Source organism: Marinobacter lutaoensis (assembly GCF_001981305.1).
Lineage (GTDB): Bacteria > Pseudomonadota > Gammaproteobacteria > Pseudomonadales > Oleiphilaceae > Marinobacter > Marinobacter lutaoensis.
This window is the reverse complement of the sequence record NZ_MSCW01000001.1, coordinates 157,791-180,876: the sequence shown is the minus strand read 5'-3', so window position 1 is coordinate 180,876 and position 23,086 is coordinate 157,791. Positions and strand designations below refer to the sequence as shown.

The following is a 23,086-nucleotide window of genomic DNA, read 5'->3' as shown; positions in this document are numbered from 1 at the left end:
CAAAACAGAAAAGACAAAAACAGCTCCAAACCTAAACCTTGAGACCCGCCAAAGCAGAAAAATAGAAAATAAAAAAAATGACCAAAACATTATAAGTCCCAGAAGCTTTTAATGTTTAAAAAAATCAAACTCAAACATTACAAAAAATCAGCCACAACCAACTCCCCAATGAACATTAAATATCGGCAATCTATCTTCAAAAGCAGTCAACTGCTATTATTTACACTCCTATACTCATAAGAGTAATAACCATATCTTTGAGCACTATTTTTCTGAGTTACTGCATTGAAAATAACCCCCTTTACAAATACACCATTTTGCTCAAAACGCTGACGAGTCAGGTCCACCTCTTTGACTGGATTCGTCCCAAACCGAACTACGAGCATAGTAGTGCCTGCGTGCCGCCCAACGATCGCGGCGTCGGTGACAGCAAGAATCGGAGGCGTATCGATAATAATCAGATCGTACTGAGGCGACAGTTTCTGGACCAGCTCATCAAACCGCTGCCCCATCAATAACTCGGAGGGGTTGGGCGGCACGGTGCCCCGGGGCATGAAGCTGAGGAAGCCGGCCATGTCTGAGCAGTGAATCGCCTCCTCCGCGGAGCACTGGCCGGACAGTACGTCGGAAAGGCCCCGGTCGTTGCTGGTGTTGAAGATTTCGTGGCAGAAACCCTTGCGCATATCCGCGTCGATCAGCAGGACCCTCTGGTCCGCCAGGGCCATGATTGCCGCCAGGTTGGTGGAGACAAAGGTTTTTCCCACGCCCGGGCTGGGGCCGGAGATCATCAGGATGTTGTTCTTGGCGTCCATCATCCCGAAATGAAGGCTGGTCCTCAGGCTCCGAAGTGCCTCCACCGCCAAATCCGCCGGGTTCTCCACCGCCAGAAGGTTGGTCTGATGCGCACTGGAACGTCTGCCATGTTTGCCCCCTCGCCCCAATTCGGGCTGGGTTTCAGATAGGGGGATGCCGGCGTAGACAGGCAAGCCAAGGGCTTCGATCTGCTCAGGGTTTTCTACACCACGATTCAGCGCAGCCCGAATCAGAACAACACCCACACCAATAAACGCGCCCAGGAGGAAGGCCACGGCCACCACCAGAGCCTTCTTGGGCCTTACGGGCTCTTCCACATTCACGGCGGCAGCGTCCACTACGCGAACGTTGCCCACGGTACCGGCCCGGGCGATGTCCAGCTGCTGGATGTTGGAGAGCATCTGCAGATAGGTTTCGTTACCCACTTCCACATCCCGGCGCAGCCGGATCAGCTCCTGCTGGGTCTCCGGCAAGCCGCCAATGCGCTTGTCCAGTTCCTCGCGGCGCTGTTTCAGTTCCTGCATCTGGGACAGCCAGGCCTTATACCGGGGGTGGGTGGGCCGGAACCGCTGTTCAATCTCAGCGCGCTGAATCTCAAGCTGGGAGATCTGCTTTTCCAGCTCCACCACCTGGTCCAGAATGGCCTCGCCCTCGGCGGAAATGTCGATGGTTTCCGCGCGAATCTGGTATTCGTTCAACTGTTCTTCCGCCGCTTCCAGCTCCCGCTTCACTTCCGGCAGCTTGTTACGGAGGAACTCGAGGGACTTGGCCGCTTCGGCACTGTTACGTTCCACGTTCTGGCGTACGTAGTTGTTCCCGACTTCATCCAGCACCTGCTCCGCCAGCCGATAGTCCTCGTTCTCGTAGCTCAGCGCAATAATGCCGGAATCCTTGCCCTGCTCACTCGCGGAAATGTCCTCCTGAAGCTCAGCGATGGCGCTGTACCGGCGGCGTTTGGTCACCTCAAAGGTGGTGCCCGGGCGGGCGGTCAGGGCCTGGACCATCAGTGCGTAGTCGCCGGCCTCCGACGGTTGGCCAACGACACCTTCTAGGACCGGTTCGGCCTGACTGTTGTACAGACGCCAGCCCTCTTCTGTCGCCTCCAGCACCAACGGCTCCCCCAGTTCAACATCCGGCACAGCCATTCGGGATATGCTCAGGTCTTCGCCCCCCCAAGCAAAACGCTCACCGAAAAGCGGCTCCGCCAGTTCGCCCTCCGAACCGACAAAACGGCGAGCCACGGCCTTGCCTATGACCGGGAAATAGTTGGGCTCCACCACGATGTCCAGGTGCAGGTCGTCCACCACCTGCCCCAGAACCGCCCGGCTCTTGATGAGCTGGATTTCCGTCGTGGCGGTCGACGAGGAGCCCAGCAGGCTGGAGAGATCCTCCATGCCGGGCAGGGAGCCGCTCTTTTCCTCTACCTGTACCAGGGAGGTGGCACGGTAGACCGGTGTGGCAAGCAGGGCGTAGATGATTCCAATCATGGTAAAGACCAGGGTCAGTGCGGCAATCCGCCAGCGTCCGTCCCACAGGGTGCCGAGCAAGGCCAGGAGATCGATTTCGTCTTCGTCGGTGCGTTGAGGGGTTTTGGGGGTGTCGGTCATGGAGTCTTACTTGTCCAGAAATTTAAGCCAGGCGTCTGAGGCCTGGTCGATCAGTTTGAAAGCGTGTTCGAAGGCGGGACGTTGCTGCCGGTACGGATCCGGCACCGGCTGGTCCCCCAGCCATTTGCCCATCAGAAATGCCTTGCCGCGAACCTGAGGGGCCATGTCGTAGAGGTACTTCAGGTGCTTCTCCTCCATGGCCAGGATGAGATCCGCTTTTGCCAGCATATCGGCGGTTACCTGGCGGGCCCGGTGGTCACCGGCATCGATGCCGTGTTCCCGCAGGAGGTCCTGGGCGGTTTCATCCACCGGTTTGCCAACCAGGGCTCCGATGCCGGCGGATTCGATGGTCAGGTCCGGCTTGTGTCGGAGCTTATGACGGAGCAGGTATTCCCCTATGGGACTTCGGCAGATATTGCCTACACAGATGACAAGTACGTGTTTGAACATGGCGTCAGTTGTTGGTCACCTCGTCTTCGGCCCGGGCAAAGAAGTAGATCGCCTGGGCGGTGGGCAGAATCTGTGCGATCAGGCGGTTCCAACGGGCAATGGGCGCGGCGGTCACGTACACGATGTCCCGGGGCTGAAGCTTGAACTGGTCGGCCAGCACCAGCGCGGTGGCATTCCGGGCATTGAGTTGATAAACGTTCGCCACCTTACCAGACCCTTCCGGCGCTTTACGAACCACGAACACGCCGCTGGCGTCCGCGGTGGCCTGTGCGAACCCGCCGGCCTCGGTCAGCGCATCCGCCAGGGTGATGTCGCTACGGCCAAAGTTGATGCTTTTGGGTTCAACAACCTCACCCAGGACGAACACCTTGGCGGCATCGTTCCGGGCCACATGCACGATATCGTTCGGGCGCAGCAGAATGTTCTGGCGGGTATCCCCCTGCTTGTAAAGCTCCCGCAGGGAGTAGCGGGTGGTGTTGCCGTTGCGGGTCAGGGTGACGTCGGTCCAGTCCGCGAATTCCGTCAGGCCACCGGCGCGGGAGACTGCTTCCAGCAGGGTCAGGGGCACATTGGTGATGGGCAGGGTACCCGGCTTCTGCACCTCGCCGGTGATGTACACCCGCTTGGAGCGGAACGCGGCCACGGTCACGTCCACTTGAGGTGACTGAATGTATTCGCTGAGTCGTTCACGCAGAATTTCACGGATCTCGGTGACCTTCAGCCCCGCGACCTGAACCTCTCCGACATAGGGATAGAAAATGCTGCCATCGCTGTGGACCCAGTTGCCTGCTTCGGAGGGGCTACGGTCAGAGCCCTGGGGGATGGTCAGTTCCGGATGGTCCCAAACAGTGATGTTGAGGACATCGCCCCGGTTAACCACATAGTCGTACCCCTGGATTTCCAGTTCCAGCTGTTCATTCAGCTTGGGCTGAACGTCTTCGGCGGCGAACTGGCTGGCCAGGAGTTTCGGGGTAATGGCGTAAATGTCCACCTGCTCTTCGAGGTCGACGCTCGATTCGTCGTCCGTGCTATACCAGCTGGATTGTCCGGAGGGGATGTGTGATCCGGGAATAACGGTACAGCCGCTGGCCAGGGCAAGCAGCAGGACGGCGACAAGAGGTTTCATTGAAGCACGTGTTCCAGTTAGAAGGGTTAAGGGGATACGAAGCCAGTAATGATGCGAAAAAGACATAAGGGGTTCAATCAAACCTTTGTTTCAAAATGAAGCCGGCACTTCATCAGTACGCGCCGTTGCGCCCCAGCACGACCCGGACGGTTCGCAGCAGAATGACGATATCACTCCATAGGGACCAGTTCTTCACATACCACGTGTCCAGATACACCCGAGAGTCGTAATCGATATCGTTCCGCCCGCTAACCTGCCAGAGCCCTGTCATGCCGGGTTTTGCCTGCAGGTAATGCTGCGATTTTTCCCCGTAGCGCTCAATCTCCTCGGAAATGACCGGGCGAGGTCCCACAAGGCTCATATCACCTTTCAGCACGTTCCAAAGTTGTGGCAGCTCATCCAGGCTCGTTTTCCGAAGGAAATGTCCGACTTGCGTTATGCGGGGATCATTCTTCAGCTTGAATTCTCGATGCCACTCCTCCCTTGCCTCTGGGTCGTTGCGAAGGAGCTCTTCCAGAACCTCATTGGCATTCATGACCATTGACCGGAATTTGTAGCACTTGAATGGCTTGCCGTTTTTCCCGATACGTTCATGCCCGAAAATAACTTGCTTCCCGGTTTTCCTAACCAGGAACCAGAGGACGGCAAAAACCGGCGCCAAAACGATCAACAGCACAGCGGAGCCAACAATATCAAACACTCTTTTCATCAATCTGGAGGTCGGCCGGCAGAGGTTGTTCCGTACATTGAGCATCATGACTTCGTGGCTAAAGAAGCTGTCCACATCCATGCCGAACAGGGGAATGCCCCGAAGAGCAGGAACAACCGACAGCCTGGGGTACACGAGGTTGAGCTTGTCGAAATAGTACTTCATGCGATCCAGCCCGCCACGCTCAAGGGCCATGATGACATGGGGGTATCCAAGCAATTTCAATGTCGCTTCCGGATTCCCTCCAAGCGGAGCCACGGGGTAAGCGCGGCGGCCAATCTCGATACGGGGTGCCTTGGGCTGCCCCGCGGCCAAAAAGCCAATGACCTCATAACCCAGGGTTTTGTCCTGCATGAGCGCTTTGGCTGTCTCGACAGCGTTGGCACCATCCCCGACAATCACGGTAGGTCGTTGCCAGACACCCAGCACCGACATGACCGCGACGGCACCAAACCGCAGAACAGGGACCGTGACGAGTGCAATGGCCCAAACCAGCCATATACTGGAGCTGCTTTTACCAACGAACGTGGGCACCGCCGCCGTCAGTAGTGCCAGCAGCAAACAGGTTTCAAGCAGGCCGTAGAGTTGGTCCCAGAATGGTTTTCTCTTGGTGTAATGACTTTTCTTCAGCTGAAGGAAAAGAAAAACACCCGCGGACAGCGCCAGCAAAGACAGATCATACAGCCGGCCAATAGGAACAAATTGACTGGCAACAGCCAAAGCAAGGCCAACCCCGGCCCCCTCAGCGAGCATCAGTCCAAGCGCCTGCACGCCCCGGGAATATTTTGATTTTCTGGCGGGTTCGCCAAAGCACTCCAGGGCATTCGGAGCGGCTTCACCGGTCGCGTTCAGTCCATCTTTCATTAACAGCACGGTCAGACCCTTCCCTTGTCTCTAATTGAAATCACCTTAACTTTTGACTCAAAGAGGAATGCGCCATTCCAGGGCACCGGACAACTCACTGACCCGGTCATCCGCAAGTACGACATCGTCGGACAGCAAACCGATCTGGACGGTTATCTCTCCCACTGCCACCGGGCGGGTATGGCTGATCTGCAGCATCACCACCTCCTGATTAAACGCGGGAACAGCGTAGTCGACCTCGGTTCCGGCGCCCTTGTTGAACCGAACGCCCCCTTCCCGATTCAGGTCGGCCCAGGTCAGAGCCAACTGCCATTGCACCTCGGGAGCGGAAAAGTGGTAGACACCCAGAGTGACCGCCCGGGCATCGGAGTCAAACGTTGTAGCAAGATTCCTGCCCAGATAGCGCATGCCGCTCCGGTAGTTGAAGTGCTCATAGGCGTAGTTGGGCCGGGAATCCCCACCGAACAGGCTCTCCGACAGGGTATCCACGCCTTCGAGATACCACTGCTGCTGGCCCCCGAGCAGGCGACTGGTCCAGTCAAACCCAAGCTGATACACCTTACGGGAGGGCAGGTAGCCCGCTTCGTCTTCCCCCACCACTTGAGTATAGAGACCAAACGTGCGCTCGCTCACAGAAAATCCGTAGCGCAGATCGATGCCACCCAGCTGATTGCCCGGGTCCTGCCGCTCGCCGTTGGAACCGTAGTTATCCTTGCCGGTGAACGAGTCCCAGAAGCTCGATAGGCTTTGTGGCTGACCTTCCCCACCCCACTGAATCAGCCGGGAGAACCCCACCTCCAGGCCGTCCAGCGGACGGAAATTCAGACGCATGCCAATCAGATTGGCATCGGGAACATAACGCTCGCTTTCCAGGCGGGAAACAAAGCCGGTGAACTGCCAGGGTCCCAACCAGCTGAGCCAGGGCGACGACGAGGTGTCAGTGTTGCGGCGATCCAGCCACACAGAAGGCGCGGGGCGGGCGTTATCGGACAGAATCAGGCTGGATTGCCAACCGGGGCCCCACCAACGGTCGATGTAACCGGCACCGGCGGTCCAGTTGTGGAAGGTCGTGGCAAGGTAGCTGCCGTCCAGCCTTAATTTTTCGTCATCAGCTGGATCGGGAACATAGGAAGGGCTGAGCGCCAGCGCCCAGGTGTCACCGATGTACTCGAGGGTGCTATCCACCTCGCCGGCGGTCCGGACGCTGCCACCAAATCCCCGGACGAAATCCGGGGCGGTGCGGCCGCTGAAAGTCACGCGGGCGGAGCCGCCGATGTTGCCCGCCAGGTCGTTCCAGAGTGACTGATCCCGGGACTCGCCCGAGGGCCGCGTGTTTCGGGCATTGCTTCGGGCCAGGGGCCAGGTTGTTACGGTGGCGTCCAGACGGCCCTGATCGGCGGCCTGCTGCAGCCTGAAGCGACCATAGGCATCGCCGGGTTCAACCCAGGGGGATGCAAGGACCAGAGGAGAACCCAAGCCGTTCAGGCACGCTACCGCCCCACTAACCAGGGCCCAGTGTTTTAAGGTCATACGCTGTGCTGTTCCATGGACAGGGCCTGTGGGCGAACACCGGGGTGGAAAGCTCCGACGCAGTCCCTGTCAGATGATTGTCAATATTTCAGGAGTGTGACGATTTTACGTGACACAACATGACAAGCAAGTTACTGCGCAGCCACCACCACCTGGGCGAAAACGGGAGAGCTTGCAACAACTTACCGTTTTTTAACAAAAAAAGCCCGCGGCGGGGAGCCGCGGGCAGCACAGTAGAACAGCTTTTGTCTCCAGGTTCCAGACAACCAACATCCAACAACCTGTTTCCAAGGAGACGCAACAAACCAGGATGCGTGCTGGACGGAGTAGCCACGCGGAAACGACCTCACGTTTTCCTGATTTGTATACATTAGGTTATACGATAATTTTGTGACTTGCACGTTTTTCGTCGAATATCCAAAAATACCTTGGACACCGTTTGTAATTTTGTGTAACAGGTAGTATGTTTAGTATCTATACACCTCTACTATAACGAGGAACCACCCATGACTCAGCGCGCCCAGCCCTCCGGGAGCCCGCTCCCCTCCACTGACCAGCAGGCCGGTCAACTCAAGGCGCTTATGGACTCCGAAGGGCTGGACCTGGTGTTTCAACCCAAGTTCAACTGCGCCCGGGGTACCGTGTGCGGGGTCGAAGTGCTGGCACGATGGCCGGGGGCCAGTGCGCCCTGGCAGCGACCCGACTGCTTTATCCGCCTGGCAGAGCGTGAAGGGCTGGCCCCGGAACTGGATCTCCACGTATTGAAGAAGGCACTGAGGCAACTGGCCCGGTTACCGGCACAAACCCGGAGGGCCCTGAAGACGGTGTCGATCAATGTCTCGGCGGTCAGCGCCCAGGATGCCCGGTTCCTGCAGTCGGTCAAGGGGCTGCTTTCCTCCAGGCCCCACCCAAAGCTGATGTTCGAGTTGACGGAAACCGCACCGATTCATCAGCTGTCCGTGGTACGAAAAGGTTTCGAGGCCCTGTCCCACTATGGCATCGATCTTTCCCTGGATGATTTCCTGTGTGGGCACGCCACCCTCAACCTGCTGACGGCGTTGCCGGTCCGGGAAATCAAGATCGACAAACGCGATGTTGCCCGGCTGGGTACGCCAGCGGGGTACGGACGGGTAGCCGGGCTGATTGATCTGGCCAGACAAGGGGAGATTTCAGTTACGGCCGAAGGGGTGGAAACTCGCGAACAGTGGCAGGCGCTCCGGGCACTGGGTTGCGACAGCGCCCAGGGCTTCTGGTTGTCACGCCCCCTGCCGCTCGCGGAGGTGGTGACACTGATCGGGCAGCTACACGAGGATGCGCGGGCCGTCAGGCCCGACTTGTGGTCCGAGGGCGTGTCGCAACACCAGCTCCGGCCTCGGATTTCCCGCGCTTGAACAATTGCTCGGCCGCATCGGGCGTCAGGGCCAGGGTACCGCGACAGAGAACCTGCAACTGCTGCCGGAAGGCCGGCGCCATGTACCGGGGGAATGCCTGCTCCCCACCCTCTTCAGCTTCAGCGAGCTCACTGGAACGCGCCCTCAGCGCACTGCCATCCAGCAGGTACACATCGACACCACGGCTGATCATCGCCTCGACGGCGGCTCGATAGTGCTCTTCGTATTGGTGGTGCATGACACTCTCCAGTGCTGTTGGATTTGGCAACCTGACAGTCTCAGCCAGCTTCCGCCATCTCAGACGCCATTGTCACATAATCCTCATAATACTTTACAGGCGTAATCCATTCCCGGCGTAGCAAACCTTGGTTGATGTTGGCATCCTTTTGCAGAGCAGAAATCAGAATATACCCGTACTCTTTATAAAACTGTTTAACTTCCGCAGCCTGGTTTGTATCCACCTGTGTATCCCAATCAGCATAGACGACATATTCTTCGCCAGCCATCTCGAATGAGATCATCTGGGGAGAGCTTTTACCAAAGGACTCATTCAGAAACACCGCATTCTTCGGGGCGCCACTGTCTGTTGGCAGGCCATAGAGAAACCAGATGATATTTTCGATATCACCGCTCTGGTTTCGCTGGATGCCCAGGGTCCCGTCCAAAACGACCGCCATTACGCGCCACCTCCTCCGTGTCTCAGTCCTGTTCCCGCTTCTGTATGGCTTCCAGATAGTCGTCCATTTCCGCCTGACTTGCAAACACGGTCAGATCCGGCATGACTTTCACAATTTCAAAGACTTTCCGGACTCCCCGACTCATCTGGGACACGCTGACCTGCCCTCCCCGGGCCTTCATCTGCTTCAGGGTCTTGAATATCACCCGCAGCCCCGCGGAGCTGATGAACGTGACACCCGCCATGTTGAAGGCCACGACCCGGGTGTCCGGCGTGACAGCCGACTCCAGCCAGTGTTCGAGATCGGGCGCCGTATCGCTGTCCAATGCCCCCTGGAGCTCGACACCGACGGTTTCTTCCGAGATGTGCTTCTCAACGATTTTCAGTGACATGTGGGATCTTCCTTGGTACCGCCGGTTACCTGTAGGTCAATGGTGAGCGTGTTGAGCCCGTTTTCGTAAACATAGTCCATGCTGTCGCTCAGCTGCGAAATAATGGCCAGGCCGAGCCCGCCAATACGCCGGAGTTCTATCGGTTGAGGTTCGATATCCGGGCTTTGGGTTGGATCGAAACATGGCCCGTGGTACTGGAATACCAGTGTAATTCCACGGTCCGAGCATGTCACTGATAAATGCCATTCGAAATCATGACATTTTGGCGCAACATGCTCTCGCATATTGGCGTGAAACTCATCAATTATCGTACAGCAATCGATAAACCGTTCTTCGTGGCGACCCACCATCGGACACTGCTCCTGGACCCGCTGGAGAATACTCGCGGTCGTGTCCTGGGGGCGAATGGTGATTTTCATGGCCTGGTACCGTGGTGCTGTATGGTCAGCAGCGTAACATCATCCGACTGGGGCGCGTCCCGGGTAAACTCCAGCAGCTGGGTTTTCAGGTAGTCCAGAAGTCCCTCGGCCTGATTCGCGGCCCGGTAGCCCATGTTGACGAGGCGGTCCTCGCCAAAGGCCTGCCCGTTCGGGTCGAAGGCTTCGGTCAGGCCGTCGGTGTACAGGATCAGGCTCTGGCCAGGCTGGAGCCGCAGCGTCTCCGTGCCATACGACGTGCCCTCGTACAAGCCAAACGGCGGCCCGGCGCTTTCACTCCACAATCCGGGGGCGGACAGCGTATCCACATACAGCGGCGGGTTGTGACCCGCGTTGATCCAGCGTGTGAGGCCGGAGCCTAGGTCCAGCACGCCCAGCATCATGGTGACGAACATGCACGCGTCGTTGGCGCGACAAAGCTCGTCGTTGAGGGCACCGGCGATCCGGACCAGGTCGCCGTCGTGGGAGCGGGCGAGAAAATTCAGCAGGCTGACGGTACGGGCCATGAACAGGGCCGCCGGCGCCCCCTTGTCGGAAACGTCTCCCACCGCCACCAGCAGCCGGCCGTCCGGAAGCTGGATGACTTCATAGAAGTCACCGCCCACCGCCTTGGCCGGACTGAGCCAGGCTTCGATGGTCCAGGCCCGGTACTGCTGTAGGAAAGCGCCCGCGCCCGGCACCATGGACATCTGGATATTCCGGGCCACACTCAGTTCGTTTTCCAGCGTTTCCCGGGCCTGCCTTTCCGTCTCCACCGATGCCGACAGGGACGCCATCAGGCGCCGGTTGATCAGGCTGGTCTTGAGCACGGATCCCACCACCCGGAGATACTCGATGGTCGCGGTGGGTACGAACTGATAGCGGGCCTCCACTGAGACGAAGCCCAGCAGGGGGCCCTGCTGCTCGTCGCTGTACAGGGGAATGACCAACACCGGCTTACCCTGGTCGGAAAGGCAGAGTTCGTCATACAACTCATCGTTAACGGTCAGGTATTCCGGGGTCGGAGTTCCGAAAATGGCCTCGAACCGACTCACCGGAAGGGCTGAAAGCTTCGGCTCTGTCTCCTCGTCCCCCATCACGACGGTTCCCGCCACCGGTTCCAGTGACTGGCTGGCCGGCCGGACTTCCCAGATACTCAGCGCGCCCAGGCCGTAATGGGCCTGGAGCCGGCGGCCGACGGCGGTCAACCCGCCGACGTAGTCATCGGCGGGAATGTTCACGATCTCCATACCAATGTCGCGGATAAAACGTTCATTGGCGGACGAAGCTTCCAGCGCGCTTTTCCAGTGCTGGTGCTCGATGCCCAGACCGACCAGCGAAACCACGGAGGAGAACTGACGCAGCAGCTCGCCATCGGGCTGCCGGCTGGTCTCGCTAAACAGGGTGATCACCGCCAGCAGGTTGCCGGCGTGATCCAGCACCGGCTCGGACCACGCCGCGTCTACGCCCAGCTCTTCGTACACCTGGCGGTGGCCCTGCCAGCGGTGATCCTGGTGCAAAGCCTCGCAGATCACCCGATTTCGGGTGTGGGCCGCCGTACCAATAGAGGTGGCGCCGTAGCGGGCTGGCACGCTGGGTATCCAGCGCCGGAAATCCCGGGCGAATCCGGAGTTGCCGTGGGTGACGAGCAGGTCCTTGGGCTGGTCGTACAGCGAAATCACGCAGCGCACACCGGGTTGCTGCACTTCGATCAGCTTGATGGCGGTATCCAGCAGCCGCTCGACGGGCTTGCCCTCATTGATACCCACCAGCGCCCGCTCCCGGAGCCGGTCCGCCAGACTTTCCATCTTGCGATGATGGATGTTGGCGCCGGAAAACAGGCGGGCGGGATGGGCCGCAAAGACCGTGTTACTGACTTCGCAATCGAGCCAGACGCTGGCTCCGGAGCCGACGGCGAAGCACCATTCCTTGCGAGCCACCCCCAAATCCCGACCGGTGGCCAGCCATTGCTCGAAGTCCAGCAGGCTGTGGGGCGTCGGCAGCCAGTGGTCTGGCCGGCTGAACACCCGCTCCATCAACGCGTGTTCGTCCTCACACTGGAACAGTTCCAGGGCCTGCCGGTTGGCGAAAAGCAGCTTTGGCCACTGGCGCTCGAAGATCAGAATGACTTCCGGCAATTGGTTCAGCAGGGCCCGGGTGTCCGCCAGGGACGAGGCATACTGGCGCTGCAGGTCGTGCAGCCGGGCTTCCAGGTCCAGCCGGCGCGCCGCGGCCTGGCGTCGGCAGCGCAGGAACAGCAGCAGCATGACCGCCGCCAGTGCCGCCGCAAGCGACAGCAGCGGCCAGGAAATCGCTTGCGGGGTCATGACATATCGGGTCCTTCGTCGGGGCCGGTTCTAATCGAGAATCCCCAGGCGCTCGGCGGTCTCCAGCGTGATGGCGCCGGAAGCCAGGCCATGATCCACCTGGTATTCAGACAGTGCGGACAAGGTGTTTGGCCCCAACAGGCCATCCAGTTCACCCGGGTGATAGCCCAGGCTGGCCAAGGTTTTCTGCAGCTCAAGCACCCTGTCGCTGGTCAGATCCCGGTCGCACACCGCCTGCCGGGCCACGATGCGGGGCTTGCCCTCGTAGCGCTTCACGGGCATGGACACGGTTTCGGCGGGCACCTCCCGTTCCCGGGTCTGGGCCGGTTCCACCAGCTCGGTGACCTCCAGGGTATTGATTTCATCGTCGGTAGTGACGGGGATGATCTCCGCTGGCTGATCCACCACCCAGCGGGTGATGGTCTTGTACTCGGCGGGGACCACCTCGGTCCGGGTGGTCTCCGGCTTGACCAGTCGGGTCACCTTGACCGTCTTGGTCCGGGCCGGAATCTCCACGGCGCAGAAACCAAACGCCGCCGAGTGGCTGGCGTAGGCCGCCGCGCCGGAGGTCCGACACGGTTTCAGCTCGGTACGGGCTTCTTCCAGCACCACCTCTTCTTCCACGTCCTCATACACGGCCGGCTCAACCACCAGCCGCGTGGTTTCCGGTTTGACCAACACCTGTTCGGTCACTTCCTTGTAGGTGGCGGGCCTGACACGGTAGGTCCGGGTGCCTTCCTTGGTGACCACTTCCTTGATGCCACGCCGGAATTCGGCGGGGGTGACTTCCAGGCGGACTTCGGAATCCCGGACCTTCACTTCCACGCTTTCCTGCACCGGGCGCGGCTGAATCTGCGCGTACACCCAGCACTGGCCAGGCTGGATGTCGATTTCCGACGCCGGGACCGTTGCTCCGGCGGTTGCCGTGGTCGCCGGCACCGGCTCCGCACCGCCATCCGCCGGCGCAGGCTCTTCGTCGCCGCTCCTGGCCGTCGGTTCCGAGGGCGCCGCAGCCGGCGTCTCGGGCTCCCCGGAAACCGCCACAGGCCCGGACGCCCCGGCGGCCGGCTCCGGGGCCGTGGGCTGCGTCCGGGGAGACACTTCGTAAGCATAGATGCCGCTGACTTTCGGGCCGGGGTCCGTCGCCTGAAGGGCGCAACCGGACAGGGCCACCGCCATGACCGGCCACCAGTAGTGTTTACACACAGTGCCTTTGCCTCGCATTGTCGAAATGGTGTCGTTATCCATCATAGTTGCACATTTTCAATGAGTTGGCTGCCAAGCTGGTCAACCCCGACCACGGTCACCTCCAGCCCTGCCAGGTCCACGCCCAGGATGCTGAGCAGTGGCGATACGATGCCTTGCAGAACCACGGTGGTGACAAGGTTGAGCAGGGTTTCGATCAAGGGCGTCAGCAGATCGACCACCACGTTCAGACCGCTCAACAGGCTCGGCTGTCCGCAGTCCAGGGCAAGATTTTCCAGCTGGACATCCAGACCCTCGACCCAGGTTGGACCACCGCCGGTGAAGGTGCCACTACAGGCTGCCTGCGGACAGTGCAGCGGGAAGTCGACCACTTCCTGATATTTCCCGGCGACCGGCAGGGTCAGCCCCAGGTCCGCGTCGACGCAGAGATTGACAAGGGGCTGGGTAAGCAGGCGAAGTTTCAGGATAGTGGCGTGTATCGGTTCCCGGCTCACGCTGCCGTCACTGTCGAGAGTGCCGGTTGCCACGTTGGCGACGGTAGGCTCGGCGAGAATTTCCAGGTCAACGGTGTTGCTGTCGCCACGGGCGCAGCGGGCGCCGATGAACCGGGCCCGGCCACCGCCGACCTGCACCACCAGGGGCACGCGAATGTGGTCGAGGATCTCCGTCTGAACCAGGGTCAGGGTCAGGGCGCTGATGAGGTCGCCCAGAAAGCCAGCGGACAGGTGCAGGTCCACCAACGCCTCCAGGGAGACATCGGTGGCCGAGACCTCGGTCATCCAGTCGCCGCTGGCTGCCTGGCGGGCGGGCCCGATGACCACCGGTGCTGGATTGTCCACCTTCAGGTTCAGGGTGATGTCCAGGTCACCCAGCAGTGGGTTATCCAGCAGGGTTGACAGCGCCGGGGACTGGGACGGGTCCACCGTCAGGCTGAGCAGGCCTGCACCCTGCCCAAGCGCACTGGCGCTGTTCAGCACCACACTCATGACGAAATCGTAGAGCGGAAACTCCGCATTCTTGGCGGCCGAGGGATCCCCGGCGATGCTGAGTACAGCGGAGGCATCCAGGCCGGACAGGCCGGCGGCACCGGTCAGGTCATTCACCAGTGCCCCGAGTGGGGTGGTGACCCCGCCCAGCAGGTCAACGACGCCGTCAAGCACGTCGATCAGCGGCTCATCCAGCAGGTCGGTGACGTCGTCCAGCCCCAGCACATCCAGAAGATCACCAACGCCGAGCAAGGTCGACTCCAGGCTGGCCAGATCGGTCGGGTCCAGGCTGTAGTTGCTTTGCCCAAGTACCGCCCCGAGCAGGTTGCCCAACAGCCCTTCATGCACGGTGGCGGCGGAGGCGTTGGCACTGAGCGCGGCATACAGTTCCTTGCGCGCCGCCGCGTTGACGGACAGCTCGATGGGCGCGACCAGCGACGTAGGCAACAGCGAGGATACCGGCTCCCGGCGGCTGTACCGAACCACCGTGGCGTTGCTCTGGGCCGGGGGCGTGGCCGTGAACCGGAGTTGATCGGGGTTGTCGGAACTGGGCGACAGAACACCGGCCATCACCTCCAGTTCACTGTCGTCACCCTCGAACCCCAGTCGCCGGGCAGCCGCCAGTGCCCTGGCACGCATCCGCCCGAGATCGCCGACACCGCAGGCCTGGGCCTCGTCGGCAGCCGCGGTGGCGGCGGCGTTGACCACGCGCTGCATGTCTCCGCGCACCGCGTAGATGCGGGCCGCGTCCATGGCCAGGGTCACGATGACCGCGAGCACCACCAACAGAAACGGGGTGAGAAAGACCAGGACCCCGCGTTGCCGTCGCGGTTCAGTCACGGGTGGACTCGACCATCTTGTCGGGGATCGGCTGCTGGAAGGACTCCGCCAGCCGCTCCTGAGTCTTCACGTAAAGGGTGGCGCTCAGCTCCCCACCCCGGGCCGGTTTCGCCGCTTGCTGGTCCAGAACCTTGCGCGGTACCGCGCGCGCGTCCTTGGCAAAGCTGACACCCACCAGCCCCGGCAGGGGTTCGGGATCGGCGGCCAGGACCGTGGGGGCGACCAGCATCAGAGCGCCGGTCAGACAGACGATACGAATCATCAGGAACCTCCCGCAAAGCGTTTGGAGAATTCGATACCGGCCGCCACCAGTTCGTCGTCCAGGCCCAGTTCTCGCCGGACCCGGGCAACGGACGTCTCGCCACCGTGGAGATAGTACGCGGCCACCATGCTCCGGCCGGTGCTGTCCTTGCCTCCGGACAGCTCGTAAGCCGTACGCAGCTCGAACGCGGCCTGGCCATAGAAGCCGGCCTCCATCAGCACCACGCCAAAGTCATTACGGATGTCGGCCGAGGCCGGTTCCAGGGCCTTCGCGGTCGACAGGGCGTCCAGCCCCGCTTCGATCCGGCCCGCTTTCACGGACACCACCCCCAGACCGTGGTAGGCCTCGGCACTGCCACACGCCTCGGCGATCTGACGATAGACGTCCTGGGAGTAATCCAACTGATCCACCTGCGCCAGCAACTGGGCCCAGCGCAACCAGTGCTGCTGAGTGGAGAACGGCAGTGCCTCCAACCGGGCCAGGGCGGCGTAGTTGTGGGAGGAGGCCATCATCGAGTCAATGGCATCCAGCTCCACCCGGTGCTCGGGCGTCAGGTTGGTGGCGCAACGGACCTGTAGCCGGTCCCCGGCCTGCTGCGGCCCCAGCTCGTCACGGGTGTCCGGAGCCAGGGTGGCGCACCCGGAAAGCACGGAGACGGCAAGCAGCACCAGGGCGGGCATCAGGGCAGCGTGGGAGTGGATCATCAGTGGCTCCTTGCGGATGTTCGGTGGCGTCGGGTCGGTACGGATCATGGGGGGCCTACCTCTGCAATGCGTCCATGATGGAGAGCACGGCGGGCCCACCGATCAGGATGAACAGAGCGGGCAACATGAACACCATCATGATGATGGTCATCCGGGCGCCCACGCGGTTGGTTTCTTCCTTCAACTTACTGCGTTCCTCGTGATGGGCTTCGGCAATGATCTGTTCCAGGCCACCGGAAACCCCAGAGCCCAGGGCGCCCGCCTGTTTCATCAGGGTGGCGTAGCTGCGCAGCACCGTCAGGTTGCGGTTGCGCCCCAGTTCGTCCAGGGCCCGGCTCCGGTCGGCGCCGCTTTCCATGACCCGATTGAAGCGGTCGATCCGGCGGACCAGCAGGGGCATCAGCCCCCTGGCCTGGTGGGAGATGAGCTTGAGGGAGCGTTCCGGGCTGAGACCGGCTTCCATCAGCATCCGGGTCATGTGGCACAATTCGATGGCTTCCCGGTTCTGCTGTTTCTCGGCGGAGGCGCCGGCACTGCGAATGCTGCGCCGGGAGAGATAAAACGCCAGCATGAAGGCAATGGCGCTGACCAGTACATCGAAGGCGATCACCGTGGCCAACAGCACCACCAGCGGCAGCACCCAACAGACCAGGACATAGTAGCGGCGGGCCTGCAACGGCGTCTTGCCCGTGGCATCCAACGCGGTTTCCAACTCTTTGAAGTCGCCAGCCATCAGCGGGCGCTCCACCAGCCAGAACAGGAAGGCCCCCAGCAGGGAGTCGTCCACCTCGGTGTCCGCACGGAACTCACGGTGATGCAGCCGGGCGTTGACCCGGGCCCGGAGCGCGCGGTCCGGCGCGACCCGCCAGGCATACACCACGGACGCGGCCGCCAGGACAATCGCCATCACGAACCAGAGATTAACCACGCCCCACCCCCCGGATCAGGTTCCAGATCAGGATGGAGCCGAGTACCTGCAGCACGCCGGCCACCGCCATCATGGTATGGCCCGTATCGGTGCTGAGCAGCGCCTGGGCAAACCCCTTGTTCATCAGCACGATGTAGACCGCCAGCCCCGGCGGCAGGAGTGCGAAGACCACTGCGGTGAAACGGGTTTCAGAGGTCGCGGCCATGAACTCCCGGCGCAGTTCCTGGCGGGAACGGATTGCCTTGGCCACCTCCTGCAACACCGGCCGGACCGACGAGCCGAAGTGCGCGGAAGTCCTCAGGGCAATAGCGATCTGGGTGACCGGGGGGATGCGGTACAGCTCGGCGAAACTGTCCAACACCCGGGTATAGTCACGCCCCTGCCGGACAGCGCCCCGGAGCCGGAAATTCAGCGGATCGAAGACCGGCGAGGCGTCACCAAACGCAATCACCAAGCTGTGCTCCACCGATCGGCCGGCGGCGAGGGATCGCAACATGGCATCGACGATCCCGGGCAGCTCCTCGAAGATTTGCCGGCGCAGGCGTTCGTGTTTGATCCGCCAGAGCGTCATCAAGATGAGCACGGCACACACCAGAGCCACCACCGCCTCAAGCACGCCACGCGACACCGCCAGGGCCAGGATGATCGCCGCCGTCACCGTCAGTACCAGCACCAGGCGCGTGAGCGACATTCGGATGCCCGCCCGGATCAGAAAGTTCTCCACCGGCCCCAGATCGATGCCTTCTTTCTTCCGGGTGTCCGCCACGGTCTGCGGGTTGAGCCGGCGCAGGACCTGTTTTTTCAGGTTACCGGTGTGCCGGAGATGCCCCACCACCACCTGCACGCCCAGCACCAACAGCGCCAGCAGCCCCACCCCGAGACTGGACAGCCACAGCAGCTGCGCGTTCACGGCTGACCTCCGGTGTCATCCGGGTCCACCAGCTCGGCGGCACGATACAGGGTTTTCATCAGGTACGGGTTGGCCTGTGTGGGCGTCATGGCGACCACCTCGCTGACCAGACGCCGGCCATTGGGCAGGCGGGCCAGCTGCACCACCACATCCAGGGAAGATCCGATCAGTCGGCCGATGGCCCGTTCGCTGGCGTCGTAACCATTCACCGCCAGCAGGGTTTCGATACGGATCAGCGCGTCCTTGGCGGAGTTGGCGTGGATGGTGCTCATGGACCCTTCATGGCCGGTGTTCATGGCCTGCAGCAGCTCAATGATCTCGCCGGAACGGACCTCGCCCACGATCACCCGGTCCGGCCGCATCCTCAGGGCGTTGACCACCAGGTCGCGGGCGCTGACCCGTCCGGTGCCCTCGGCATTGGCGGGGCGGGTTTCCAGACGCACGATGTGCGGATGGTTGAGCTGAAGTTCGGCCGAGTCCTCGATGGTGACAATACGCTCGTCCTTCGGGATGAACTGGCTCAGCATGTTAAGGATGGTGGTCTTGCCGGTACCGGTACCCCCACTGACCAGCAGGTTCCGGCGTTCCTCAACGATGCCGATCAGCAGTTCCAGGCATTCGCGGGTCATGGACCCCAGGTTCACCAAGTCGGTCGCGCTCAGGTGTTTCTGGGTAAATTTGCGGATGGAGACCGACGGCCCGTCCAGGGCGATGGGCGGAATAATGGCGTTGACCCGAGAACCGTCCGGCAGCCGCGCGTCCACCATCGGGCTGCTCTCGTCGAGGCGACGCCCCAGGGGCGCCAGTATCCGGCGCACGATGCGCATGACGTGATCGTCGTCGATGAACCGGGTCTGTGCCTTTTGCAGTACGCCGGCCACTTCCACGAAGATGCTGGTGGGGCCGTTGACCAGGATGTCGTTGATCTGGTCGTCCGCGAGCAGCGGCTCCAGCGGGCCATAACCCACGATTTCGTCGAGCGTTTCCCGCGCCAGCATGATCTGGTCGGCGGTGGCCAAGGGAATCCTCTGGCTGGCGATGTACTGGGTCACGTTGGCCCGAACGAAATTTTCCAGCTGGCCGCGCTCGGTCAGTTCCACCTCGATGCCTTCCTCGTCCAGCCGGTCGATCAGGTGCGCGTGCACCTGTTTCTTCAGCTGCTGGTATTCTTCATCGACACGCGTAACCACCCGTTACCCCCCGCGACTCAGCGCCGTTTGAAGAAGCCCGTGGCGCCGCTAGCGGCCGACCTGCGGGCGTACTGCATCTTCACGAATTCGGCCAGTTTTTTTTGGTAAAGGGTACGCCTGGGCAGCTCCGACAGCGGCACCCCGGCGTTAATCGAGTCCAGCCGGTGCAGCCACTCGATGGGCAGGCGCAGGCTGACCTCTCTGGCCAAGCTTTTTTCCACCTCCGCCAGCGACAGGGTGGCCCGCTTTTCATAGCCGTCCATCACCACATGGGTTTCACAACCGTTACCAAGCCACTGACGGCTGGCCTGCAGCATGGCCTCGGTGGCCCGGACCTGCTCCACCATGGGGTTGGCCACGATGAACAGCCGGTTGACATCGGAGCCGAGGATTTTCAGCCAGGTTTCAGCCTGGTGCTCCACCACCCGGATCACCAGGTGATCGAACAGTTCCGCCAACCGGGAAATGGCGATGAACAGGTCCGCGGATGCATCACCGGTCAGAGTGTCGGTGAGCACGCGGCCGGACAACAGACGCAGCCCCGGGTTGTATTCCTCCAGGGCGGTGTTGACAAACGACTCATCGATGGAATCCGTGCGCCTGACCAGGTCGTTCAGCGTCAGCCGGCTGAGCGTGTCGAAATAGAAGGCATGGCTGTCGGTGGCCATGGTATCGATGGCGAGCACCTTGGCCTCCGGCTGCTGCCGGTTCAGTTCGCAGGCCAGGTTCTGGCTGAAGAAGCGGGTATCCACCACTGAGGCCGCGCCCATCACCAGGGTGATGCTTCCGGATTTCCGTGCCGACGCCTGCTCGAGGCTTGCCGGCACCGGCTGGGACAAGGCCCGTAGCCGGTCCTTGGCCCGATCCGCGTCCACCGCGGTAATCAGGCAGTCACGGGCGCCGGCCCGCATAATGTCCAGCAGCAGTTCCTGGGAGATGTGCCGGGCCACCGCTACCAGATTCAGCCCCGGGTTCGACTTTTCCAGAGCGGAGAACAGTTTGGCGGATTTATCCGGATCGTCCTCGTCGATCGCGACAATGGCCACCCGGGCGTTGCTGGCCCGGGCCAGGCGGCTGACCCGGGACAAATCCGAGGCGGAGACGAACTCCAGCAGCCACTCATCGTCGAGTATCCGTTCCAGCCAGACCCGGATTCCCACGTCCTCGGCAATGCAAATCAGCGTTTCACTCATGCCGTCGGACTCCCTACCAGCTCAGGCCGCTTTCGAGCGGCTCGGTGCCGTCCCTGGAATTGATCACCATGTCGCCCCACTCGGTGCTGCTGTACTCATACTTTTTGCCGAAATTCCGGGCCTCTTCAGGCAGCTCTTTGAAGGCACTGACCAGATGCGGGGTCACCACCATGATCAGCTCCCGCTGCTCGTCGGAAATCCGGTCCGAACGGAACAGCGCGCCCAGCACGGGGATGTTGCCGAGGCCGGGAATACGGTCACTGTTGTTGAAGGTGGTACGGCTGACCAAGCCGCTGATAATGAAGCTTTCACCCGGCGCCATGGACACCATGGTCTCGGTGCGGCGCACGCGCAGGCCCGGCACCGACACCCCGCCAGAAGTCACGCCCGAGGAGAAATCCAGGTCGCTCACCTCCGGCGCCACCTTGAGAATAATTTGCCGCTCGTCGACCACCGTCGGCGTGAGCGACAGGCTGACGCCGAATTGCTTGTACTCGATTTCAATGTCGCCGTCGCTGCCGGCCACGGGGATCGGGAACTCACCCCCCGATAGAAAGGTTGCATTCTGGCCACTGAGACTGACCAGGGAAGGTTCGGCCAGGGTGTAGGCAAAGCCACCGGATTCCAGGGCATTGATGATGCTGAGGGAGCTGTCGCCAAACCTGAACAGGTTGAAGCCTTCGGAGGTGATGCCTTGCAGGCTGGAGGGCACGCCCCCGGGCCGCACGAACGCGCCCCCGCCTGGCGCGATGCCCACGCCGTTGTCCCCGCCGCTGAACAGCTTGGCGTAGTAAAAGCCCAGGGAATTGAGTTTCTGCCGGTTGACTTCCACCACGCGGATGTCCGTCTGCACCTGCATCGGTACCGGCGGGCGCTGACCAGCGGTGGCGGTGACCAGGTAGTCCGTGGTGCGTGGCGTACCGATGCCCTTCAGCCAGACCCGCACGGACGCCGATCCCGCCGCTTTGGCCGTCACCAGCACTTCCTGCTCGCCACTGACCTGGACCGATGCCACCTCCGGATCGGAAACGGCCACCTTCTCCAGCTGACGAGCAAAAACCAGCACATGCTGCTGCCCCGGGCTGAGGGCAACCGGCGCCTCGCCAGCGATGCCGGGGCGCTGCGCCAACAGCAGCGCCAGGGCCAGTATCAGCGGGCCGAGGGAACGGGGAGCGACTTTCACGGTGTTAGCGCACATACACGGTCCTTGCGTCTGACCCTTCAAACACCTGCACCTTCAGCCCGGGCTTTTCTTCCTCGGCTGACGGAGCGGCGGCTTCCTTTTTTTTGCGGGCCCGAGCGTCGGGCGACAGCGGCCGGATGTCGGCCAGGAAGACCGGAGGCCGCCCGGACGGTGTTCCGGCGACCGCCTCCGGGGTGCCAGCATCCGGGCTGGAAGCCACGAACTGAAGCCGAGCCTCCGCAGCGGCCAGGGCCACCCGACCGACCTGGGCTTCAGGAATGGCCAGCACCATGGTGGCGTTGCGGCGGCGATCATCCTCCTCGGCCGCGGCGTCCGGCTCGATCGCCCCCCGAATGGCCAGAACCTGCACCTGCTCTAGCAACGGAGAACTGACGGCAATATCCCGGGAGTCGCCACGGAAGGTGGCCATGATGTCCACCCGGTCGCCGGGCCGCAGCAGCCCCCCGACACTGGTCAGCGGGTCCAGCTCGAAGGCCATGGCCCGCATGCCCTCCGCCACCACCTGTTGCAGAGGCGTAGCATCGACCATGGCATCCTCGGTCAGTGGCCGGCCGGCCTTGACCGCCGCAGCCAGCGTTTGGCCAAACGGCACATCCGCCTCAGTCAGGGCACCGGGCAGCTGAACCGGCGTCTCGATCCGGGTGAACAGGTCCGGCGTCAGCTCCGTGCCCGGCGCAAGGTCCTTGGTGGCGAACAGGTAGGTGTACCGGGGCGCGGGGGGCTCGTCCGGCGGGCTCGCCCGGCCGGCGGCCGGCTCCGCCACCCGGGCCTGCTCCTGGTTGTAGCGGACCAGACCGGTCACCGCCAGCACCACCGCAATCACCGCCAGCAATACCGCTGGCAGGGTGGACATGAATCTCATCCGCATACGCCGCCTTCCTATCCTTGTTCGCCAGACCACCCACGGGCCCGGCCTGCACTCAGAACGCCACAGCGGCCCTTGCGGACAACTCCTGTGGCTGGGGCGGGAACCGCCCCAGGAACCCGAGGTTAAGTTGTGGCAGGAACGGCTCCTCGCTGACCGCCCGCAACCGGCATTCCACCAATGTCACACCGCCGGTGGAGACGTTCTCACACGCCTGTTCGGTCAAGTGTTTCCGGATCCGGTCGGGCAGGCCGGCCACCAGCCCCTGCAAGGCATCCTCGCTGTGGTCCACCACCTCGTCGCCAAACTGGCTGAACTTGCGCCGATCCAGGTGGAACACCGAGGTCGAGGCCATGTCCACGGCCCGCTGCATTTCCAGCTTGTTGAGAAACAGCACGCCGTATACGGCGCCACCGTAAAACAGCCCGACAATCAGTGGCAGGATGAACACGAACTCCAGGCTTACGACACCACGGCTGCTCCGATCCATGATCAGC

21 protein-coding genes are annotated in these 23,086 nt (G+C 61.8%); 1 reads left to right on the top strand and 20 read right to left on the bottom strand.

The genetic code is table 11. The annotated features are described in order from the left end of the window. Positions 1 to 206: 206 nt before the first annotated feature. The 5 genes from BTO32_RS00810 to BTO32_RS00790 form a co-directional block, all read right to left on the bottom strand. On the bottom strand, positions 207 to 2,420 hold the full coding sequence (locus tag BTO32_RS00810) for a polysaccharide biosynthesis tyrosine autokinase (RefSeq protein ID WP_076722547.1): 2,214 nt from the start codon (positions 2,418 to 2,420) through the stop codon (positions 207 to 209). Positions 2,421 to 2,426: 6 nt separating this feature from the next. Then, positions 2,427 to 2,870: a low molecular weight protein-tyrosine-phosphatase gene (locus BTO32_RS00805; RefSeq protein WP_076722546.1), complete on the bottom strand. Its 444-nt coding sequence runs from the start codon at positions 2,868 to 2,870 to the stop codon at positions 2,427 to 2,429. 4 nt (positions 2,871 to 2,874) lie between these two features. Then, entirely contained in the window at positions 2,875 to 3,996 is a 1,122-nt protein-coding gene (locus BTO32_RS00800; RefSeq protein ID WP_076722545.1) for a polysaccharide export protein, read from the bottom strand. A 112-nt stretch (positions 3,997 to 4,108) separates the two neighbouring features. Continuing rightward, positions 4,109 to 5,569: an undecaprenyl-phosphate galactose phosphotransferase WbaP gene (gene wbaP, locus BTO32_RS00795; RefSeq protein WP_245820248.1), complete on the bottom strand. Its 1,461-nt coding sequence runs from the start codon at positions 5,567 to 5,569 to the stop codon at positions 4,109 to 4,111. A gap of 57 nt (positions 5,570 to 5,626) precedes the next feature. After that, complete coding sequence (locus BTO32_RS00790) at positions 5,627 to 7,099, bottom strand: capsule assembly Wzi family protein (protein WP_076722544.1); 1,473 nt, start codon at positions 7,097 to 7,099, stop codon at positions 5,627 to 5,629. 506 nt (positions 7,100 to 7,605) lie between these two features. On the opposite strand from BTO32_RS00790, the gene BTO32_RS00785 reads away from it, so the two are divergent. Then, positions 7,606 to 8,490: an EAL domain-containing protein gene (locus BTO32_RS00785; RefSeq protein WP_084206733.1), complete on the top strand. Its 885-nt coding sequence runs from the start codon at positions 7,606 to 7,608 to the stop codon at positions 8,488 to 8,490. Positions 8,491 to 8,768: 278 nt separating this feature from the next. On the opposite strand, the gene BTO32_RS00775 is transcribed toward BTO32_RS00785, so the two are convergent. From BTO32_RS00775 to BTO32_RS00705, 15 genes are all read right to left on the bottom strand, one after another. Beyond that, positions 8,769 to 9,167, bottom strand: a complete 399-nt coding sequence (locus tag BTO32_RS00775; protein WP_076722541.1) for a hypothetical protein — start codon at positions 9,165 to 9,167, stop codon at positions 8,769 to 8,771. A gap of 22 nt (positions 9,168 to 9,189) precedes the next feature. Continuing rightward, positions 9,190 to 9,558 carry an STAS domain-containing protein gene (locus tag BTO32_RS00770; protein WP_076722540.1) on the bottom strand — a complete coding sequence of 123 codons (369 nt, stop codon included), beginning with the start codon at positions 9,556 to 9,558 and terminating at the stop codon, positions 9,190 to 9,192. Continuing rightward, positions 9,549 to 9,977 (bottom strand): ATP-binding protein, encoded by a 429-nt coding sequence (locus BTO32_RS00765; protein WP_076722539.1) that lies wholly within the window; start codon positions 9,975 to 9,977, stop codon positions 9,549 to 9,551. Before BTO32_RS00765 ends, BTO32_RS00770 begins: the two co-directional genes overlap by 10 nt. Next, positions 9,974 to 12,301: a GAF domain-containing SpoIIE family protein phosphatase gene (locus BTO32_RS00760; RefSeq protein WP_076722538.1), complete on the bottom strand. Its 2,328-nt coding sequence runs from the start codon at positions 12,299 to 12,301 to the stop codon at positions 9,974 to 9,976. The genes BTO32_RS00765 and BTO32_RS00760 overlap by 4 nt, the downstream gene beginning before the upstream one ends. 30 nt (positions 12,302 to 12,331) lie before the next feature. Next, entirely contained in the window at positions 12,332 to 13,507 is a 1,176-nt protein-coding gene (locus BTO32_RS00755; RefSeq protein WP_175618619.1) for a peptidoglycan-binding domain-containing protein, read from the bottom strand. Between the two features lie 41 nt (positions 13,508 to 13,548). Then, positions 13,549 to 15,333: a Tad domain-containing protein gene (locus tag BTO32_RS00750; RefSeq protein ID WP_076722536.1), complete on the bottom strand. Its 1,785-nt coding sequence runs from the start codon at positions 15,331 to 15,333 to the stop codon at positions 13,549 to 13,551. Next, on the bottom strand, positions 15,326 to 15,595 hold the full coding sequence (locus BTO32_RS00745; protein ID WP_076722535.1) for a hypothetical protein: 270 nt from the start codon (positions 15,593 to 15,595) through the stop codon (positions 15,326 to 15,328). Before BTO32_RS00745 ends, BTO32_RS00750 begins: the two co-directional genes overlap by 8 nt. After that, positions 15,595 to 16,347: a tetratricopeptide repeat protein gene (locus BTO32_RS00740; protein ID WP_139338995.1), complete on the bottom strand. Its 753-nt coding sequence runs from the start codon at positions 16,345 to 16,347 to the stop codon at positions 15,595 to 15,597. Before BTO32_RS00740 ends, BTO32_RS00745 begins: the two co-directional genes overlap by 1 nt. A gap of 7 nt (positions 16,348 to 16,354) precedes the next feature. After that, positions 16,355 to 17,227, bottom strand: a complete 873-nt coding sequence (locus BTO32_RS00735; protein ID WP_076722533.1) for a type II secretion system F family protein — start codon at positions 17,225 to 17,227, stop codon at positions 16,355 to 16,357. Further along, positions 17,220 to 18,137 (bottom strand): type II secretion system F family protein, encoded by a 918-nt coding sequence (locus tag BTO32_RS00730; RefSeq protein WP_076722532.1) that lies wholly within the window; start codon positions 18,135 to 18,137, stop codon positions 17,220 to 17,222. The genes BTO32_RS00735 and BTO32_RS00730 overlap by 8 nt, the downstream gene beginning before the upstream one ends. Continuing rightward, the gene (locus tag BTO32_RS00725; RefSeq protein ID WP_139338994.1) at positions 18,134 to 19,327 is read right to left on the bottom strand and encodes a TadA family conjugal transfer-associated ATPase; all 1,194 of its coding nucleotides are present in this window, start codon (positions 19,325 to 19,327) and stop codon (positions 18,134 to 18,136) included. The genes BTO32_RS00730 and BTO32_RS00725 overlap by 4 nt, the downstream gene beginning before the upstream one ends. Positions 19,328 to 19,344: 17 nt before the next feature. Continuing rightward, a complete protein-coding gene (locus tag BTO32_RS00720) occupies positions 19,345 to 20,520 on the bottom strand; it encodes a CpaE/TadZ family protein (RefSeq protein WP_076722531.1) in 1,176 nt (391 codons plus the stop codon). A gap of 13 nt (positions 20,521 to 20,533) precedes the next feature. Beyond that, a complete protein-coding gene (locus BTO32_RS00715; protein ID WP_076722530.1) occupies positions 20,534 to 21,718 on the bottom strand; it encodes a type II and III secretion system protein family protein in 1,185 nt (394 codons plus the stop codon). Continuing rightward, entirely contained in the window at positions 21,708 to 22,577 is an 870-nt protein-coding gene (gene cpaB / locus BTO32_RS00710; protein ID WP_175618618.1) for a Flp pilus assembly protein CpaB, read from the bottom strand. Before cpaB ends, BTO32_RS00715 begins: the two co-directional genes overlap by 11 nt. A gap of 67 nt (positions 22,578 to 22,644) precedes the next feature. After that, positions 22,645 to 23,079 (bottom strand): TadE/TadG family type IV pilus assembly protein, encoded by a 435-nt coding sequence (locus BTO32_RS00705; protein ID WP_084206731.1) that lies wholly within the window; start codon positions 23,077 to 23,079, stop codon positions 22,645 to 22,647. Positions 23,080 to 23,086: the final 7 nt, after the last annotated feature.

What these genes read in the sequence shown, in the direction of transcription:
- BTO32_RS00720 (WP_076722531.1), bottom strand. Translation starts at nt 20,520, where the DNA reads ATGAGTGAAACGCTGATTTGCATTGCCGAGGACGTGGGAATCCGGGTC.
- BTO32_RS00770 (WP_076722540.1), bottom strand. Translation starts at nt 9,558, where the DNA reads ATGTCACTGAAAATCGTTGAGAAGCACATCTCGGAAGAAACCGTCGGT.
- BTO32_RS00745 (WP_076722535.1), bottom strand. Translation starts at nt 15,595, where the DNA reads ATGATTCGTATCGTCTGTCTGACCGGCGCTCTGATGCTGGTCGCCCCC.
- BTO32_RS00740 (WP_139338995.1), bottom strand. Translation starts at nt 16,347, where the DNA reads ATGATCCGTACCGACCCGACGCCACCGAACATCCGCAAGGAGCCACTG.
- BTO32_RS00785 (WP_084206733.1), top strand. Translation starts at nt 7,606, where the DNA reads ATGACTCAGCGCGCCCAGCCCTCCGGGAGCCCGCTCCCCTCCACTGAC.
- BTO32_RS00800 (WP_076722545.1), bottom strand. Translation starts at nt 3,996, where the DNA reads ATGAAACCTCTTGTCGCCGTCCTGCTGCTTGCCCTGGCCAGCGGCTGT.
- wbaP (WP_245820248.1), bottom strand. Translation starts at nt 5,569, where the DNA reads ATGAAAGATGGACTGAACGCGACCGGTGAAGCCGCTCCGAATGCCCTG.
- BTO32_RS00790 (WP_076722544.1), bottom strand. Translation starts at nt 7,099, where the DNA reads ATGACCTTAAAACACTGGGCCCTGGTTAGTGGGGCGGTAGCGTGCCTG.
- BTO32_RS00760 (WP_076722538.1), bottom strand. Translation starts at nt 12,301, where the DNA reads ATGACCCCGCAAGCGATTTCCTGGCCGCTGCTGTCGCTTGCGGCGGCA.
- BTO32_RS00705 (WP_084206731.1), bottom strand. Translation starts at nt 23,079, where the DNA reads ATGGATCGGAGCAGCCGTGGTGTCGTAAGCCTGGAGTTCGTGTTCATC.
- BTO32_RS00715 (WP_076722530.1), bottom strand. Translation starts at nt 21,718, where the DNA reads ATGTGCGCTAACACCGTGAAAGTCGCTCCCCGTTCCCTCGGCCCGCTG.
- BTO32_RS00810 (WP_076722547.1), bottom strand. Translation starts at nt 2,420, where the DNA reads ATGACCGACACCCCCAAAACCCCTCAACGCACCGACGAAGACGAAATC.
- BTO32_RS00765 (WP_076722539.1), bottom strand. Translation starts at nt 9,977, where the DNA reads ATGAAAATCACCATTCGCCCCCAGGACACGACCGCGAGTATTCTCCAG.
- BTO32_RS00775 (WP_076722541.1), bottom strand. Translation starts at nt 9,167, where the DNA reads ATGGCGGTCGTTTTGGACGGGACCCTGGGCATCCAGCGAAACCAGAGC.
- cpaB (WP_175618618.1), bottom strand. Translation starts at nt 22,577, where the DNA reads ATGTCCACCCTGCCAGCGGTATTGCTGGCGGTGATTGCGGTGGTGCTG.
- BTO32_RS00805 (WP_076722546.1), bottom strand. Translation starts at nt 2,870, where the DNA reads ATGTTCAAACACGTACTTGTCATCTGTGTAGGCAATATCTGCCGAAGT.